Source organism: Delftia sp. 60, assembly GCF_002754395.1.
GTDB classification, from domain to species: Bacteria; Pseudomonadota; Gammaproteobacteria; order Burkholderiales; family Burkholderiaceae_C; genus Comamonas; species Comamonas acidovorans.
Window position 1 is genome coordinate 2455818 of record NZ_PEFD01000001.1, and the last position, 17018, is coordinate 2472835.

Annotated in this window: 17 protein-coding genes and 1 pseudogene; 9 read left to right on the plus strand and 9 right to left on the minus strand. The window is 69.0% G+C overall.

Features of this window, described 5'->3' with window-relative positions:
- Nucleotides 1-27: 27 nt before the first annotated feature.
- Nucleotides 28-768 (minus strand): SOS response-associated peptidase, encoded by a 741-nt coding sequence (locus tag CLV01_RS11100; protein WP_013803506.1) that lies wholly within the window; start codon nucleotides 766-768, stop codon nucleotides 28-30.
- Between the two features lie 204 nt (nucleotides 769-972).
- Here CLV01_RS11100 and CLV01_RS11105 point away from each other — a divergent pair, with 204 nt between their 5' ends.
- Entirely contained in the window at nucleotides 973-1308 is a 336-nt protein-coding gene (locus tag CLV01_RS11105) for a hypothetical protein (RefSeq protein ID WP_257221261.1), read from the plus strand.
- Between the two features lie 39 nt (nucleotides 1309-1347).
- On the opposite strand, the gene CLV01_RS11110 is transcribed toward CLV01_RS11105, so the two are convergent.
- Complete coding sequence (locus CLV01_RS11110) at nucleotides 1348-2151, minus strand: PhzF family phenazine biosynthesis protein (protein WP_099734289.1); 804 nt, start codon at nucleotides 2149-2151, stop codon at nucleotides 1348-1350.
- A 218-nt stretch (nucleotides 2152-2369) separates the two neighbouring features.
- Between CLV01_RS11110 and CLV01_RS11115 the strand changes: the two genes are divergently transcribed.
- The 7 genes from CLV01_RS11115 (at nucleotide 2370) to CLV01_RS11145 (ending at nucleotide 8354) form a co-directional block, all read left to right on the plus strand.
- A complete protein-coding gene (locus CLV01_RS11115; RefSeq protein WP_012204257.1) occupies nucleotides 2370-2969 on the plus strand; it encodes a TetR/AcrR family transcriptional regulator in 600 nt (199 codons plus the stop codon).
- A gap of 78 nt (nucleotides 2970-3047) precedes the next feature.
- A complete protein-coding gene (locus CLV01_RS11120) occupies nucleotides 3048-4238 on the plus strand; it encodes an NAD(P)/FAD-dependent oxidoreductase (RefSeq protein WP_013803503.1) in 1191 nt (396 codons plus the stop codon).
- A gap of 51 nt (nucleotides 4239-4289) precedes the next feature.
- Entirely contained in the window at nucleotides 4290-4718 is a 429-nt protein-coding gene (locus tag CLV01_RS11125; protein ID WP_012204259.1) for a DUF1641 domain-containing protein, read from the plus strand.
- A 184-nt stretch (nucleotides 4719-4902) separates the two neighbouring features.
- Nucleotides 4903-5814: an EamA family transporter gene (locus tag CLV01_RS11130; RefSeq protein WP_074923149.1), complete on the plus strand. Its 912-nt coding sequence runs from the start codon at nucleotides 4903-4905 to the stop codon at nucleotides 5812-5814.
- Nucleotides 5815-6058: 244 nt separating this feature from the next.
- Nucleotides 6059-6385 carry a DUF3649 domain-containing protein gene (locus CLV01_RS11135; protein WP_012204261.1) on the plus strand — a complete coding sequence of 109 codons (327 nt, stop codon included), beginning with the start codon at nucleotides 6059-6061 and terminating at the stop codon, nucleotides 6383-6385.
- Nucleotides 6382-8025, plus strand: coding sequence for a PepSY-associated TM helix domain-containing protein (locus CLV01_RS11140; protein WP_099734288.1), 1644 nt, complete (start codon nucleotides 6382-6384; stop codon nucleotides 8023-8025). The genes CLV01_RS11135 and CLV01_RS11140 overlap by 4 nt, the downstream gene beginning before the upstream one ends.
- On the plus strand, nucleotides 8022-8354 hold the full coding sequence (locus CLV01_RS11145) for a DUF3325 domain-containing protein (protein WP_096915665.1): 333 nt from the start codon (nucleotides 8022-8024) through the stop codon (nucleotides 8352-8354). The genes CLV01_RS11140 and CLV01_RS11145 overlap by 4 nt, the downstream gene beginning before the upstream one ends.
- A 1-nt stretch (nucleotide 8355) precedes the next feature.
- Here CLV01_RS11145 and hpaI read toward each other — a convergent pair whose 3' ends face one another.
- From hpaI to CLV01_RS11165, 4 genes and pseudogenes are all read right to left on the minus strand, one after another.
- Nucleotides 8356-9162 (minus strand): 4-hydroxy-2-oxoheptanedioate aldolase, encoded by an 807-nt coding sequence (gene hpaI, locus CLV01_RS11150; RefSeq protein WP_099734287.1) that lies wholly within the window; start codon nucleotides 9160-9162, stop codon nucleotides 8356-8358.
- 30 nt (nucleotides 9163-9192) lie between these two features.
- A pseudogene (locus tag CLV01_RS11155) lies at nucleotides 9193-10679 on the minus strand (NAD-dependent succinate-semialdehyde dehydrogenase).
- A gap of 34 nt (nucleotides 10680-10713) precedes the next feature.
- Nucleotides 10714-12243: a UxaA family hydrolase gene (locus CLV01_RS11160; protein WP_099734285.1), complete on the minus strand. Its 1530-nt coding sequence runs from the start codon at nucleotides 12241-12243 to the stop codon at nucleotides 10714-10716.
- A gap of 33 nt (nucleotides 12244-12276) precedes the next feature.
- Nucleotides 12277-13272 (minus strand): Bug family tripartite tricarboxylate transporter substrate binding protein, encoded by a 996-nt coding sequence (locus tag CLV01_RS11165; protein WP_013803495.1) that lies wholly within the window; start codon nucleotides 13270-13272, stop codon nucleotides 12277-12279.
- A gap of 137 nt (nucleotides 13273-13409) precedes the next feature.
- Between CLV01_RS11165 and CLV01_RS11170 the strand changes: the two genes are divergently transcribed.
- The gene (locus tag CLV01_RS11170) at nucleotides 13410-14348 is read left to right on the plus strand and encodes a LysR substrate-binding domain-containing protein (RefSeq protein WP_099734284.1); all 939 of its coding nucleotides are present in this window, start codon (nucleotides 13410-13412) and stop codon (nucleotides 14346-14348) included.
- Nucleotides 14349-14408: 60 nt separating this feature from the next.
- On the opposite strand, the gene CLV01_RS11175 is transcribed toward CLV01_RS11170, so the two are convergent.
- From CLV01_RS11175 to CLV01_RS11185, 3 genes are read right to left on the minus strand one after another with little or no spacing between them, the layout of a single operon-like run.
- Nucleotides 14409-14729: a 2Fe-2S iron-sulfur cluster-binding protein gene (locus CLV01_RS11175; protein ID WP_034391415.1), complete on the minus strand. Its 321-nt coding sequence runs from the start codon at nucleotides 14727-14729 to the stop codon at nucleotides 14409-14411.
- Complete coding sequence (locus CLV01_RS11180) at nucleotides 14726-15961, minus strand: NAD(P)/FAD-dependent oxidoreductase (RefSeq protein ID WP_099734283.1); 1236 nt, start codon at nucleotides 15959-15961, stop codon at nucleotides 14726-14728. The genes CLV01_RS11175 and CLV01_RS11180 overlap by 4 nt, the downstream gene beginning before the upstream one ends.
- The gene (locus CLV01_RS11185; RefSeq protein WP_065346485.1) at nucleotides 15958-17010 is read right to left on the minus strand and encodes a xylose isomerase; all 1053 of its coding nucleotides are present in this window, start codon (nucleotides 17008-17010) and stop codon (nucleotides 15958-15960) included. Before CLV01_RS11185 ends, CLV01_RS11180 begins: the two co-directional genes overlap by 4 nt.
- Between the last annotated feature and the right edge of the window lie 8 nt (nucleotides 17011-17018).

A 17018-nucleotide genomic window follows, 5' to 3' on the forward strand; every position in this document is an offset into this window, starting at 1 on the left:
GCGGGACAAGGGCCATGCGCCAGCCCGTCAGCCCATCAGGCCTGGAGGCCGCTTGTCGGCCTTGCGCTCCACCGGATTGGCGGTGAGCCAGTTGGACGGGTACTGGCGCATGAACTCGCGCGCCTTTTCCACGCGCGCGTTGAGCCAGGCGTCGTAGGCGCCTTCGTTGAGAATCGCCGGCATGCGCTTTTCCGCGCCGGGCTGCTGGTAGCGGTGCAGCAGCGCATGGCTGTTGGCGTTGACCGTGAGCAGGGCGTAGCTCAGCAGCACCTCGCCGTCGGGGCCCGTCCACTGCGCCCACACGCCGGCCACGCCCATGGGCTTGCCGTCGATGCGCGAGATGCGCGTGGGCAGGGCCTTGCCGTTGCGGTAGTCATCCTCGAAAAAGGCGGCCATGGGCACGATGCAGCGCTGGCCATTGAGCCAGGCATCGCGGAAGGCCTGGGCCGTGGACACCGTTTCGGAGCGCGCATTCACCAGCTTGAGCGCGCGCAGCCGGCCGTCCGAAGCTGACTTCACCCAGTGCGGCACCAGGCCCCATTGGGCGGCAACCAGCTCGCGTGCGGGAGTGGTGGGTGCTGCAGGCGGTGTGTCGGGAGCTGCAGGCTCTGCCTGTTCAGCGGCTGCCTCTGCAGCCACGGCGACGCTGCGGATGAAAAAGCCGGACTTGCGCGGCGTCATGTTGCGCTCGCTGGCCGCGGGCGCTTCCACGTCGAAGGCGTCGCGGTAGGCGTCGGCTTGCGACAGGGATTCGTAGTGGGTACTCATGCGCGGATGGTACCTGCGTGTCCCGGGGGTATCGGCAAGGCGAGAGACTATTCCCTGCGCATTGCGAGCCCGGCGCCGCCGCCAGGCCGATACACTGCCGCGGATTCCATGGCCTCTGGAAAGGAAGCGTGAATGCGGATATGGGTTCTGGGCCTTGCAGGCCTGTTGAGCGGCTGCGCAATCTCTGCAGGCATGTGCGATGCCTTGGGCCCAGGCACAACCGCGTCGCTGGTCCTGCCCCAAGGTGCCTCGGCCGAGCAGGCCTTTGCCTGCCTTGGCGAAGCCATGGCTGGCAACGAGGGCGCCTACCACCTTGGCAACGACCATGCCATCCGCGACACCCGGGCGGGCGTGCTGGAGACGGCCGACTACGGCGCGCCCAACGTGGCGGGCTTTCGGCTGAGGGCCGAGGTGTCCAGGAGCAAGCCTGCCACTCTGGATCTGTCACTGCGCGGGGCGGGTGCCTATTGCGCCGACCTGGGAGTGGACAGGGAAATGGCCCGCCTGATCGATGGCGCCGGCCGCTGCCTGCGGCGCTGATGCGCCTTCCGCGTCGGCTCCATCGGGACGGGCCCGCAGTCAGACGGTGATCGTCCCGGTCAGGTAACGCGCGCAGTGGCCGGCCACCTCGACGCTGGCATCCGTCACTTCGCAAAACAGCGTGCCCGTGCGGCGCGAGGCCTGGTGGCCGATCGGACGGTTCTTGCCCAGCCTGCCGGCCCAGTAAGGCGCAAGCGCCGCATGGATGGAGCCGGTGACGGGATCTTCCTCGCCGCCATTGGCGGGCCAGAAGTAGCGGCTGACGAAGTCATACGAGGCGCCCGCATCCGCAGGCGCCGTCACCACCACGTCCAGCGGGCCCAGCGATTTGAGGCGTTCCAGATCCGGCTTGACGGCCAGCACATCGGCCTCGGCGGCGTAGACCGCCACGTAGGCCTGCTGGTTCACAAGATAGGCCGTGGGTGCGGGCGTCAGGCCTTCGCGCAGCGCGGCCGGCACCTCATCCAGCGGCTTGGCATCGCGGCGCGGGAAGGTCATGACGATGCGTCCGCCATCCTCCTGCGTGGCGGTGACCTTGCCCACGGCAGCGGCCCAGAACGTGATGCTGCGCAGCGCCGGGTCGGCCTCGAACAGCACGAAGGCGCTTGCCAGCGTGGCATGGCCGCAGAACGCGATCTCCGTGAGCGGGGAGAACCAGCGGATCTCGAAGGCGTCGCGCTCGGCACTCCAGACCAGGAACGAGGTTTCCGAGAGATTGTTCTCTGCGGCAATGGCCTGCAGCGTGTAATCGGCAAGCCATGCATCCAGGGGAATGACGGCGGCCTGATTGCCCTTGAATCGTTCCGATGTGAATGCGTCGATGACGTGGATGGGGAGTTGCATTTGCAAAAGGCCTTTGGATCGGATTCGTGTGCAGCCGGTCATTCTTGTCTCTGTCTCCAATGGCTGCGCGCGGATTCTACGGTCCCGCAGGGCAATGGCCGGGAATGGGCCAGGCATTGCGGCTGATGCACTGGGTACCGTCTTTTTCTGGAAAACCCTGGTGCGGTTTGCAAGTGCTTGTGAAAATAGAATGAAGATTCGTTCTACTATCGGTTCCCATGCAAGACGAGGCCTGGACCTTCTTCCCGCACGCGGGATCGCGCCATGTGCAGACGCTGCGCGTGGCGCTCAGGCTGTTCGTGGAGCGGGGCTTCTTCAATACCTCGATACAGGACCTGTGCGCCGAGGCCGGCGTGTCCATCGGTTTCTTCTACAACCACTTTGCCGACAAGGAAGGCATTGCGCGCGAGCTGTACCGGCATTTGCTGGCGCGCATGAATGTGCTGCTCGACGATATCGAGGAGCGGCACGCGGGCAGCGCCCAGCGCTGCCGCGAGGTGCTGCGCATGCTGTTCGGGCTGGCCGAGGCCGAGCCCGAGGCCATGGGCTTCGTGGTCAATGCGCGCCACCGCGAGTTTCTGCCCGACGAGCAGGCCATCTGCTCGGCCTCGGCCTTCGTGCGCATGCGCGGCTTCGTGTTCGCCGGCATGACCGATGGCGAGATCCGCCAGATGGAGCCCATGGTGGCGGCCAGCCTGATGTACGGCAGCGCGATCCGCATGATCTGCCTGCGGCTGGACGGCATCATCGACACGCCCATAGAGCCCCTGTTCGACGCGCTCTGGGACGGGGTGTGGCGATCGCTCAAGCCTGACTGAGCGGCGCATTTTCCGGCGCTGGCGCCGTGCGGCGCCAGCGGTTGTTCCACTGAGGCGAAAGCACAAGGAGTAGCAGGGATGGCGCATCACATATTGATCATCGGAGGGGGCATTGGCGGCACCATGACCGCCAACCACCTGGTCAGCAAGCTGTATCCGGAGGTGGTCACGGGCAAGGTGCGCATCACCATGCTGTCGAACTCGCCCTGGCATTACTACAAGCCGGCCTTCATGTACGTGGCCTTCAATGCCTTCTTCCGCGACGAGTTGCGGCGCAGGCAGCGCGGCCTGCTGCGGCCCGAGATCGACTTCCAGGTGGAAGAGGTGGAGCGTTTCGACTTCGCGCTGCAGGCCGTGCACTGCAAGAGCGGCAAGCGCTTCGGCTACGACCACCTGGTGATCTCCACGGGCTGCGTGCCCTCGCCCGAGCGCATCGAAGGCCTGGCCGAGGCCGGCGACCACTTCTACCAGCACGCGCCCGCGCGGCAGCTGGCCGACAAGCTGGCGCGCATAGAAAAGGGCCGCATCTTCGTCACCGTGACCTTTCCCAAGACGCCCAATGTGCCGCACCAGTGCGGCATCGCGCCCATAGAGACCACGCTGATGCTGGACGACCTGCTGCGCCGGCGCGGCGTGCGCGACAAGGTGGAGATCGTCTACACCTATCCCACGGTCTCGCAGCTGCTGCGCAACTGCCTGTTCCTGCAGAAGGACACCTGCGAGATCCTGCCCACGGTGTTCGAGCAGCGCGGCATTCGCCACCAGCGCGGCTTCACGCTGGCGCGCGTGGACCCCGAGGCCAAGGTGGCCCACTCGGAGGAGGGCCAGGCCGAGGACTTCGACATCCTCATGGCCACGCCGCCCATACGCGCCGTGCAGGCCGTGCGCGACTGCGGCCTGTCGCAGGCGCAGGACGGCGAAGGCTGGCTGCCCACCGACCACGAGACCATGCAGGTGCTGGGCCAGAGCCATGTCTATGTGCTGGGCGATACGGTGGACCTGCCGGTGAGCAAGGCCGGCGGCGCCTGCCACAACCAGTCGCCCGTGGTGGTGAACAACATCGCCTCGCAGATCCGCTTCGGCCGCACCAGCGATGCCTACGACGGGCGCGTGGTGGCCATCGCCCAGATGGGCCTGGACGGCGGCATGCCGCTTTGGTACGACTACCAGGTCGACGTCAAGCCCACGCCGCCGACCAAGGTCGGCTCGATGATGCGCAAGGGCTTCAACCGCGGCATGTACTGGGCCGTGGCCCGCGCCCTGGTCTGAGGCCAGGGCCTTTGCATTGTCATTCCAAGCACGAAGACAAGGAGCACCGAGATGAACATCGCTTCCGACATTCCTGTGGCGCAGCCCGCCGCTGGCGGCCTGCTGCAGGACGACGCCGCGCTGCAGGGGCTGGCCGAACTGATGGGCAAGCTGGAGCCGCTGCTGGCGGGCCGGCGCCTGAACCGCGTGGTCGATCTGCTGTCGGCCACGGCGGACCTGGTGGACATGGCAGACGACTACATGGTCGAGAAGGTCGCCAAGGCCTTCGAGGATGGCGTGGGCGGGGCCTGGGCCGCGGGCAATGCCGCGCGCATGGCGGCGGCCCAGGTGCAGGCCATGGAGGAAACGCCCACCCTGATCGGCCTGATGCGCATGGCGCGCGAGCCCGATGTGCGGCGCGGCCTGGCCTTCATGCTGGCCATGGCCGGCGCGCTGGGGCGCCAGCATGCCCACGACCCCATCGACTACGCGGCGGACTGAAACGCAGGGCCGAGCCACGGCCGCCCGGCAGCGCACGGGCTGCGGTGGTACAAACGCCGGGGGCGGATGTGATCCGCCCCTTTTCTTTTTGCCCATTGCCCGCCATGCCTTCTTCCTGTTCCTTGCCGGTGCTGCCGGCCGCTGTCCCTGACCATTGCAGGCCCCGCTGCACCGAGGGCAGGGCATGACCGCGCAGCACCTGAGCCGTGGCGACTGGGCGCGTGCGCTGCTGGTCATCCTGATCTGGGGCACCAACTTCGTGGCCATGAAGTTCGGCCTGCTGACGCTGTCGCCCATGCTGCTGAGCGCGCTGCGCTTCGTGGTGGCGTCGCTGCCCTTTTTGCTGTTCGTGCGCCCGCCCAAGTCGGTGGGCTGGCGCTATCTGGCCGCCTATGGTCTGGTGCAGGGCGTGGGCCAGTTCGGCATGCTGTTCCTGGGCCTGAAGCTGGGCATGCCGGCCGGCATGGCCTCGGTGGTGCTGCAGACGCAGGCCTTCGTCACGCTGCTGCTGGCCGCCTTCCTGCTGGGCGAGCCCGCGCGCCTGTGGCATTGGCTGGGCCTGGTGGTGTCGCTGGGTGGGCTGGTTGCCATTGGCAGCGCCCATGGCGAAGGCGACAACGCCATGACGCTGGCCGGCTTTTTGCTGACCGTGGGCGCAGCCTGCATGTGGGCCGTGTCCAACATGATCACGCGCTATGCGGCGCGCAGCGGCCCCTACGAGCCTTTCCCCTTCATCGTCTGGAGCAGCATCTTCCCCATCGCGCCGCTGATGGCCCTGGCTGTCTGGACCGATGGCGCGGATACGGTCGTGCAGCAACTGGCGGGGATCGACCTGACCGCCGTGGCCTCCATCCTGTACCTGGCGCTGCTGGCCACGCTGCTGGGCTATGGCCTGTGGACGCGCCTGCTGCAGCGCTATGCGGCCGGCACGGTGGCGCCGCTGTCTCTGATGGTGCCCGTGGTGGGCCTGGTCTCGGCCATGCTGCTGCTGGGCGAGCGGCCTACCTTCATGCAGTGGATGGGCACGCTGGCCGTGCTGGCGGGCATGGTGATCAACCAGTTCGGCGGGCGCTGGCTGGCGGGGCGGACGCGATAGGGAAAAAGGCGCCAGGGAGATGGTCGGGGCCGGTGGCAGGAGGCCGGCTTTGCATTTCTTTAAATGACTCGGGTAATAAAAATCATTATCATTCCCGCTCTTTGAAAGGCGGCGTGCTTCAGGCGCGCGGCCAACGCCCGGCGCCGCACAGACCTTGAACTGTTGTGGCGCCTTTGTCCGTCCGGGCCTGCGCTGCGGCCGCGGCGTCCGGAACGGGCAACGATCCGCAAGAAAGGTCATCCCCATGCAAGCCTCGACCCCGGGAGGGTCCTCTCCATCCTTGCTGCGCTACCGCGTGGCCGTGGCCTCGCGCGCCTTGGCGGCGATCGGCGGCGGCTATCTGCTGTCGGCCGCCTGCGCCGCCACGGGCGCGCGCGCCATGGTCTGGCTGGGCGTGGAACGGGCCGATGCGGCGCTGGGCTCGACCCTGCTGGCCTTCATCATCTACGCCGTGGCGGCCATGTGGGCCTTTGGCTGCGCCAGCGCCTGGCGCGCCTGGGCCGTGATCGGCCTGCCGGGCGCGGGCCTGGGACTTCTGGCCTGGATGCTGTCGAACGGAGCCGCCGCATGAGGGCAGACGGCAAACCCGAGGGACTGCGCCAGTCCATGTCCTGGCTGCACACCTGGAGCGGCCTGCTGCTGGGCTGGCTGCTCTACGCGGTGTTCTTCACGGGCACCCTGAGCTATTTCCGCGACGAGATCAACGACTGGATGCGGCCGGAGCTGCACGGCTCGGTGCAGGACGCCGACACCGCGCAGCGCGCACTGGACGCCATGCAGCGCATCGCGCCGGAGGCCACGACCTGGACGCTGAGCCTGCCCGGCCCGCGCCAGGTGGCGGTGGCCGCATCCTGGCGAGAGCCCGGCGCCGCCACGGGCCGCGCAGGCACCAAGCGCGCCGAGATCGACGCCGCCACGGGCGAGAAGCTGGAGCCGCGCGAGACACGCGCCGGCAACTTCTTCTACCGCTTCCACTTCGAGCTGCACGCCATGCCGCGCATCTGGGGCCGCTGGATCGTGGGCTTCGCCACCATGCTGATGTTCGTGGCCATCATCACGGGCGTGATCACGCACAAGAAGATCTTCACGGACTTCTTCACCTTCCGCCCGCGCAAGGGCCAGCGCTCCTGGCTGGACGCGCACAACGCCACGGCCGTGCTGGCATTGCCGTTTCACATCGTCATCACCTTCAGCGGCCTGGTGCTGCTGATGTTCATGCTCATGCCCTGGGGCATACAGGCGGCCTACAACGGCGACACCAATGCCTACTTCGCCGATGTGCGCGGTGCGCGCGGGCAGGCGGCCAACCAGGGCCCGGGCGCGCGCGGTGGCAAACAGGAGCGCCAGGCTGCCGCGCTGGCCGATATCGCGCCCATGATGGCCGAGGGCGCGCGCCGCTGGCCCGAGCACGGCGTGGGCAGCATCACCGTCAACGCGCCCGGCACCTCGCGCGCGGTGGTCGAACTGCGCGAAGGTGGCGGCATGAGCCTCATCAACCGGGGCCAGTCCGAGACCCTGCGCTTCGACGGCGTGACCGGCCAGTTGCAGGCCAGCCCCGAGGCGCCCGCCATCTCCTGGGTGCGCGCCACCGGCAACGTGATCACCGGCGTGCACCTGGGCCGCTTTGCAGAGCCCGCCACGCGCTGGCTGCTGCTGCTCAGCGGCGTGGTCGGCACCTTCATGGCCGCGTCGGGCATGGTGCTGTGGGTGGTCAAGCGCATGCCCGAGCGCCGCAAGCTGGGCCGTACGCCCTTCGGTCACCGTCTGGTGGAGGTGCTCAACGTGGGCTCCATCGCGGGCCTGTCGGTGGCCGTGGCCGGCTTCTTCTGGCTCAACCGCCTGCTGCCCGTGCCCATGCAGGGGCGTGCCGACTGGGAAATCAACGGCTTCTTCCTGATCTGGCTGCTGTGCCTGCTGCATCCGCTGCTGGTCTCGCACCGCAATGCCTGGCTGCAGCAGATGGCGCTGGCCGCCGTGCTGTATGCGCTGCTGCCCCTGCTCAACCTGCTGACGGGCGGCGCTTCGCTGGTGCAGACCCTGGCCAACGGGCAGTGGAGCATCGCCAGCTTCGAGCTGCTGATGCTGGGCCTGGCCGCCATCCACGGCGTGGTGGTCTGGTGGCTGCTGCGCGGCAAGCCGGCAGCGGCTGCAGTGCCCCGCACGCAAGCCCGGGCCGCCAGCCATGCCCCCACGCTGGAGCGCGCGTCATGATGATTCTTGCCACCCTTTGCCTGGCCTTTGCAGGCTTTGCCGTCATCGCCGCTTCCATGGACCGGCACCAGGACCAGCTGGGCACCGAAGGCCTGGCACCCGCGCGCCTGAAGGCCTGGCGGCTGGCTGGCTACGCGCTGCTGGCCGTGTCGCTGGCGCCTTGCCTGCTGCGCTGGAATGCCTCGGTGGCCGTGGCCGCCTGGCTGGGCCTGCTGACCTTTGCCGCGCTGGCCCTGGGCCTGCTGCTGACCTATGCGCCGCAGTTCGCGCGGCGTGTGGCGGCCGCTGCAGCGGCGGCGGGGCTGCTGGCCTGGCTGGTGGCTGGCTGATTCAATAGGCGGCAGCTGCCTGCTGTGCAGGCGCGGCCAACGGCGAATCATCGAACTGCCCCCGCAGCCTGCGCGCCGCATTCGCAAACAGCAGCACATCCACGCCCACGGCCACGAAGCTGCAGCCCAGATCCAGGTAGCGGCGGGCCAGGGCGGGGTCCGAGGTCAGGGTGCCGGCCGCCTTGCCGCTGGCGATGATGGTCTTCATGGCGCCCTCGATGGCGGCCTGCACTTCGGGGTGGCCGGGGTTGCCGCGGTGGCCCATGGAGGCGGCCAGGTCGGCGGGGCCGATGAAGACGCCGTGCACGCCGTCCACCGCGCAGATGGCTTCAAGGTTGTGCAGCGCGGCCACGGTCTCGGCCTGCACCAGCAGGCAGACCTCGTCGTCGGCCACCTGCAGGTAGTCGGCGCGTGCGCTCCACTGCGATGCGCGGCCCACGGCGCTGCCCACGCCGCGCACGCCCAGTGGCGGGTAGCGCGTGGCGGCCACCACGGCGCGCGCCTGTTCGGCCGTGTCCACCATGGGCACGAGCAAGGTGGTGGCGCCTATGTCCAGCATCTGCTTGATCAGGGCCGTGCTGCCTTCGACCACGCGCACCACGGCCTGGGCCGGGTGCGGGGCCACGGCCTGCAGCGCGGCCAGGGTGCTGCGCACGTCGTTGGGCGCGTGCTCGCCGTCGATCAGCAGCCAGTCATAGCCGCAGGTGGCGGCCGCCTCGGCCAGGTAGGGGTCGGCCATGGACAGCCACAGGCCGATGCGGGGCTGGCCTGCGGCCAGGGCGGTCTTGAAGGGGTTGTGGGCTGGCATGGTGTCCGGTGATTTCGTTGAGGGAAAGATTCAGTCCAGCAGGCCCTGGCAGACGTACTTGGTGTGCAGGTAGTCGTCCAGGCCGTGGGTGGAGCCCTCGCGGCCGTAGCCGGATTCCTTGACGCCGCCGAAGGGCGCTGCCTCGGCGGCCAGTGCGCCTTCGTTGATGCCTACGATGCCGGTCTCCAATGCATCGGCCATGCGCCAGATGCGGCGTGCGTCGTTGCTGTAGAAGTAGGCGGCCAGGCCGAAGGGCGTGTCGTTGGCGGCGGCGATGACCTCGTCCTCGCTGTCGAAGACGGTGAGCGGCGCCACGGGGCCGAAGGTTTCCTCGCAGGCGCAGGCCATGGATGCATCGGCGCCCGTGAGCACGGTGGGCGCGTAGTAGTTGGCGCCCAGGGCATCCAGGCGCCTGCCGCCCGTGAGCACCCTGGCGCCGCGCGCCACGGCGTCCTGCACATGGCGCTCGATCTTTTCCACGGCGCGCGCATTGATCATGGGGCCGATCTGCGAGGCCGGGTCGCTGGCCGGGCCCACGTGCAGCGCGGCCACGCGCGCGGCCAGCTTCTGTGCGAACGTGTCGTGCACGCTGCGGTGCACGAAGACGCGGTTGGGGCACACGCAGGTCTGGCCGCCATTGCGGAACTTGGCGGCCATGAAGCCATCGACGGCGGCCTCGATGTCGGCGTCCTCGAAGACGATGAAGGGCGCATTGCCGCCCAGCTCCAGCGAGAGCTTCTTGAGCGTGTCGGCGCTGCGCCGCGCCAGATGCTTGCCCACGGGCGTGGAGCCCGTGAAGGTGATCTTGCGCACGCGCGCATCGTCCAGCCAGACATCCACCACCTCGGGCGTCTTCTCGCGCGAGGCCGTGACGATGTTGAGCACGCCCGCAGGCACGCCCGCCTCCTGGGCCAGCAGCACCAGGGCCAGCGAGGTCAGCGGCGTGTCTTCCGCGGGCTTGCAGACCACGGTGCAGCCGGCGGCCAGCGCGGGCGCGATCTTGCGGGCGATCATGGCGGCCGGAAAGTTCCAGGGCGTGATGGCGGCCACCACGCCCACGGGCTCGCGCAGCGCAAACATGCGCCGGCCCGGCACGGGTGCGGGAATGATCTCGCCGTTCATGCGCGTGGCCTCTTCGGCGAACCATTCGATGTAGCTGGCCGCATAGGCGACCTCGCCCTTGCCCTCGGCCAGGGGCTTGCCCTGCTCGCGGCTGATGAGGCGGCCCAGGTCGTCCTGGTGGGCCAGCACCAGGTCGTTCCAGCGCTTGATGATGGCGGCGCGCTGTTTGGCGGGCGTCCTGCGCCAGGCGGGGAAGGCGGCATGCGCGGCGTCCAGCGCGGCGTGGGCCTCGGCGGCGCCGGAGTCGGGCACCTCGGTGATCAGTGCGCCCGTGGCGGGGTCGGTCACGGCCAGGCGCGGGCGGGTGCGGCGGGCGTGGCCGTCGCGGTCGTCCATTGGCCGGCGATGAAGTTGGCGCTGCGCAGCAGCTCGGGGCGGGTCAGGGTCAGTGGCATGGAATCGGTGGATGCAGGTGTTGTAAGAGGCGGCTCAGCTCACGATGCCCAGGTGCCAGGGCACGAACTCATGGTCGCCCAGGCCCAGGGCCTCGCTCTTGGTGGGCTCGCCGCTGGCGTGGCGCAGGATCTGCGCGAAGATGCGCTGCCCCATCTCGGGCACGCCGCATTCGCCGTCCACGATCAGGCCGCAGTTGATGTCCATGTCTTCCTCCAGGCGCCGGTACATGGGCGTGTTGCTGGCCAGCTTGATGGTGGGCGCAGGCTTGCTGCCGAACATGGAGCCGCGCCCCGTGGTGAAGCAGATCAGGTGCGCGCCGCTGGCAATCTGGCCCGTGGAGGCCACGGGGTCGTAGCCCGGCGAATCCATGAAGACGAAGCCCGGCTCGGTGATGGGCTCGGCGTATTCGTAGACGGCGCGCAGCGGCGTGGTGCCGCCCTTCATGGCCGAGCCCAGCGATTTCTCGAAGATGTTGGCCAGGCCGCCTGCCTGGTTGCCGTGGCCGACCACGCCGTTGAACTGCGCGTTCTGGCCGGCCGCGTAGCGCTCCCACCAGGCTAGGCGGTCCAGCAGCTTCTGCCCCACGGCAGGCGTGATGGCGCGGCGCGTGAGCATGAATTCCACGCCATGGATCTCGGGCGTTTCCGACAGGATGGCCGTGCCGCCGTGGCGCACCAGGATGTCCATGGCCGCGCCCAGGGCCGGGTTGGCCGTGATGCCCGAAAACCCGTCCGAGCCGCCGCACTCCAGCCCGATCTTCAGGTGGCTGGCACTGACCGTGCTGCGCCGCGCGGCGTCGGCTTCGGGCAGCATCTCTTCGATGGCGCGGATGCCTGCCTCGATGGTCACGCGCGTGCCGCCGACCTCCTGCATCACCAGGGTGCGCATGAGCCGGCCTTCGCTCAGGCCCTGCGACTGCACCAGGGCATCGACCTGGTTGCGCTCGCAGCCCAGGCCCACGATGAGCACGCCGGCCAGGTTCGGGTGGCGCGCATAGCCGGCCAGCGTGCGGCGCAGCACATCGAAATGCTCGCTGGGCGAGGACATGCCGCAGCCGCTGGTCTGGGCAAACGCCACCACGCCGTCCACGTTGGGGAAGGCCGCCATGCGCTCGGCCGTGAAATGCGCGGCAATGCGCTTGATCACCGTGGCCGAACAGTTCACCGACGACAGGATGCCGATGAAATTGCGCGTGCCCACGCCGCCGCCCGCGCGCACAAAGCCCTGGAAGCTGGCGCGCTGCGCCTCGGGCACATAGTCCACGGGCCGCACATCGGCGCCGAAGGCCGGGTCGCGGTAGTAGTCCACGATGCGCAGGTTGTGGCTGTGCACATAGTCGCCGGCCTCCAGTTCGCGCATGGCCACGCCGATCACGGTGTCGTACTTCTTCACCTGCTCGCCCTCTGCGATGCGGCGCGCGGCGATCTTGTGGCCCGCGGGCACCTGGGCGCGGGCGCGCACGCCCAGTTCGGGAATATCCTGGCCCAGCGACAGAGCGGTCTTGGCGACCAGCACGTTGTCGTTGGGATGCAGGTGCAGCAGGGGGCTATCGGTGCGGGACATGCGGGGCTTTCATCGGTGTGGGTTCGCGGGCTGTCAGCCCTTCATCAATTCGCGCAGCTTGAGCTTGTCGATGAGCACGGTCTCCTTCTGGTAGACCGTGTTCACGTACTTCTCGTAGTCCGGGCCGTCCAGGTACAGCAGCGGCGCATCCAGCTTCTCGGCCACGGACTTGAACTCGGGGCTGGCCACGGCGGCGCGGAAGGCCTCGCGCAGCCTGGTCGCCACGGCCGGGTCCAGGCCACGCGGCGCGCCAATGCCGTTGGGCGCATCGACCACCACGTCGTAGCCGCATTCGCGCAGCGTGGGCACGTCCTTGAAGCGCGCCGTGCGCTGCTCGCCCCAGGTCGCCAGCAGGCGCAGCTTGCCGGCCTCCACATGGGGAGCCCAGGAGCTGGAGTCGGCCAGCGCATCCACATGGCCGCCCAGCACGCCCTGCAGTGCCTCGGCGCCGCCCTTGTAGGGCACATGGTTGAGCTGTATGCCGGCCACGCCCGCAAATTCCTCCATGCCCACATGCGTGGCACCGCCCACGCCTGCATGGGCATAGGTCACCTGGCCGGGCCTGGCCTTGGCGGCGGCCACGAAGTCCTTGAGCGTCTTGAACGGCGAATTGGCGGGCACGGCAATGCCGAAGGTCTGGCCCGAGGTACGCGCGATGTAGGTGTAGTCCTTGCGCGGATCGGCCTGCAGGCTGCCCAGTTGCGAAAAGCGCGTGACCGAGATGGGAATCTGGCCGATGGTGTAGCCGTCCGCCCTGGCCGAGGCCAGTGCCTTGGCGCCGATCATTCCCGAGGCGCCCGCGCGGTTCTCCACCGCGATCGGCTGGCCCAGCAGCTTGCCGGCCACGGTGCACAGCGCGCGCATGGACTGGTCGGCCGTGCCGCCCGCAGGCCAGGGGCAGATGAAGGTGATGGGGCGTTCGGGCCAGTTCTGGGCGAAAAGAGGTCCGGTGGCGGCCAGTGCGCTGGCGCCGAGCGTGGCGAGCACGAATTCGCGCCGGCTTGCATGGCGTGTGCGTGGGGTGTTCATCGCTTGTCTCCTGTATTGGCTTTTTGCAGCCCTGTGATCCGGGCCTTGGGCTGACTGGCGCGATTGTTCAGCGCCTGATCATGACAATCCAATGAAAAGATAGACTGGCTTCATAACCTCAAAGCTATGAAGACCCCATGAGCAAGATAGACCGCGTGCTGCGCTCCAACCTCAAGCTGCGCCACCTGCAGCTGCTGGTGGCGCTGGACCAGTTCCGCCACCTGGGCCGTGCCGCCGAGTTCCTGGCCGTGACCCAGCCCGCCGTCTCCAAGACCCTGGCCGAGATAGAGCGCATGCTGGACATGACGCTGTTCGAGCGCTCCACGCGCGGCACCGAGCCCACGGCGGCCGGCGTCAGCATGGTGCGCTTTGCGCGCTCGGTGCTGGCGGGCTTCGAACGCACGCGCGATGAAATGGCGGCCGAGGCCAGCGGCACACGCGGGCGCACCAGCGTGGGCGCCATGGTCGTGGCCACGCCCGTGCTGCTGGCCCGGGCCGTCGAGCAGTTGAAGGCGCGATCGGCCCAGACCACGGTGCTGGTCGAGGAGGGCGATCTCACGCGGCTGCTGCCCAAGCTGCGCATGGGCGAGCTGGACCTGTTCGTGGGCCGGCTCGAACCCGGCTATGCCTCGCCCGACCTGGAGACCGAAGCCCTGTACGACGAGCCCATGGTCGCCGTCGTGCGCCCCGGCCATGCGCTGCTGGCGCAGGCTGCGAGCTGGCAGGCGCTGGCCGACATGCCCTGCGTCATGCCCCCGCCCTGGGCATCGCTGCGCGTGAAGCTGGAGCAGCAGTTCTTCGCCCACGGCCTGCATCCGCCGGCCGATCTGGTGGAGTCCGCCTCATTCCTGTCGCAGATCAGCTTCCTGCACCAGCGCGGCGCCGTGGCCTTCATGGCGTGCGGCGTGGCGCAGCATTTCGCGCAGCAGGGGCTGGTCGCCGTGCTGGACCTGCCCGTGCCCATCGACCTGCCGGCCGTGGGTCTGATCACCCTGCGCGGTCAGCCGATGACGGCGACGACGCGGTTGCTGGTGGAGTGTTTGCGGGCGGTGGGGAACGGCCTGGCGTCGCGCTGAAATCGTCTTGGGAAGAGGAAGCGGAAGCGGAAGTGAGCCTGGGGCCGGCCGGATGCCGCGTCAGCTCTGCGCCACCGGCATGCCCACCACCAGCCCATTCAGCTGTGGCGAGACCGTGATCTGGCAGGCCAGCCGCGAGTCGCCGCGCACGTCGAGGGCGAAGTCCAGCATCTCCCTTTCGCCGCCCTGGGCCGGGCCCACGCGGTCCAGCCACTCCGGTTGTATGTAGACATGGCAGGTGGCGCAGGCACAGGCGCCGCCGCACTCGGCATCGATGCCCGGCACGCCGTTGGAGACGGCGGCGCGCATGAGGCTCTGGCCGTCCGTGGCCTGCACCACGTGCTCGCGGCCGCTGTGTTCTATGAAGGTGATGGTGGTCATGGCGTGGGTGGGGCTTTGGGGGGGCGGGGCGGGAAACCGGGGTCGGCGCAGTGCGTGGCGGCGATGGCCTTGCGCGCTGCCATGAATTCGCCCGGTGAGTTCACGCATTCGGCGGCGCACAGCTGGCCGCTGCGCAGGTGCAGGACGGCGAACCTGCCGCTGGCCGGGTCGCCGCGCAGCACGGTCTGGTCGCCATGGCCGGGCAGGCCGGCGATCTGCAGCTTGGTGTCGTACTGATCGGACCAGAACCAGGGCGCTTCATGGGCGGGCAGTGCGCGGCCCGTGATGGCGCAGGCTGCGCGCCGGGCCTGTTCGAGCGCGCTGGGCACGCTTTCGAGCCGGTGCAGCCCGGGATAGCCGGCCAGCGGGCGGCGCGTGGCATCGCCTATGGCGTAGATGCCGGCCATGGCGGTACGGCCTTCGCCGTCCACGGCAATGCCGCCCGCGCAGTCCAGGCCGAGGGACTGCGCCAGCTCCACGCTGGGCGCTGCACCCACGCCGATGAGCACGGCATCGCACTCCAGGCGGGAGCCATCGGCCATCCTCAGGCCCGTGATGCCGGTGGGGCTGTCGCCCTGGATGGCGGTGACCGAAGCGTTGAAATGCACCTCCACGCCCTGGCCTGCATGCAGGCCGTGCAGATGTGCGGCCAACTGGGGCGAGGCGCTGCGCGACAGCAGCCTGCCTTCGCGCTCGATGACCCGGACCTGCACCCCCAGCTTGCGGGCCGTGGACGCGACTTCGAGACCCACATAGCCGCCGCCGATGATGGCCAGGCAGCGGGCGGTCTGCAGGTGGCCCCGCAGCGCCTGCGCGTCTTCCATGGTGCGCAGGTAGGTCACGCCGGGCCGCTCACCCCCGGGCAGGGTCAGCCAGCGCGGTGCGGCGCCTGTGGCAATGACCAGGTGGTCGTAGTGCAGTGCCGACCCGTCGTTCAGCGCTACCTGCCGCGAGCCCGGCTCTATGGCCATGGCGCGCACGCCCAGGCGCAGGGCAATGGCCTGGTCGGCATAGGCGCTGGCGGGCCGCAGCAGCAGATCGTCCGGGCCCATGGCCTGCTGCAGCCAGGCCTTGGACAGCGGCGGGCGCTGGTAGGGCGGCAGGTCTTCGCCGCCGACCAGGGTGATGGGACCCAGGTGGCCGTACTGGCGCAGCAGGGCGGCCAGGGTGCCGCCGGCATGCCCGGCGCCGATGATGACGGCGTGGCCTTGGGCGTGTTGTGCGGGGGTCATGATGCACCTTTGCACGAGGCCTGGACTGCGGGGCGGGCGCAGATCTCGTCCCAGGCTTGCCGCATGAAGCGTGCGGCCGCCACGTTCTGCGCCAGCAGGTCATAGCGTGCGCCCAGGCCGTAGTCGGGCAGGTTGATGAATTCGGTGGTGAGGTGGCGCAGCGGGCTGTGCGGGTGCGCGTGGTGGTAGGCCAGCACCTTGCGGATGGCCTCTTTGGAGGGCTCCAGCAGATAGGCGTGCCAGGGCGAATGCCATTCGCCGGGGCCGGGCCGCAGCATGGGGTACTGAATGCCCCGGCCCGGGCTGCCGTCCTCGTTGCGGTGCCACAGGTTCAGGGGCTGGTTGGGGCCGGCTGCGCGCAGCTGGGCCCAGCGCACGATGCCCATGTCCAGCCATTGTTCGCACAGGGAGCCGGGCTCGAAGGGGTCCAGCACCAGTTCGCCGCTCTCGACCAGTTCGCGCACGCCCGACAGTTCCTGCTCGGCCGGGTTGCCGATCTTGAAGTTCACATGGCTGTAGTCCAGCGTGAAGTGGAAGGGCACGCCATGCGCCTGCACGCGCCGGGCCACCTCGCGTACGCGCAGGAAATCCTCGGTCCACATGTTGACGTGCAGCTCGAAGCTGGGCTCCACGCCCAGAGACATGGCGTCGTCGTAGACGCGCAGGTAGTGGTCGGTGATCTCGGCATCGTCCAGCACATGGCCGTCGCGGTGGTGCTTGAAGGTCATGATGTTGTGGCAGCGCGCGCCTATGGCCTGGCAGATGCGCAGGTTGTGGGCCAGCAGGGCCTCGTCCTCGCCCAGGCGGTAGAACCAGCTGGCCGTGTGCACGGGCAGGTTGAACTCGGCGATGGCGGCCTCGTACTCGGCCATTTGCGTGCGCAGAGGCAGGCGGTCGAAGCAGTCGAAGGCGCCGGTTTCACTGACCAGGCGGAACTGCTCGCGTATGGGCAGCTCCTGAAGGCCGATGGGCTGGTGGCGCGAGGAGCGCTGCACGCCACGGCCGTTGCAGCCGATCGGCGGGAGGGTCGGGTGGGTGTCGTCGTGCATGGCCCGCT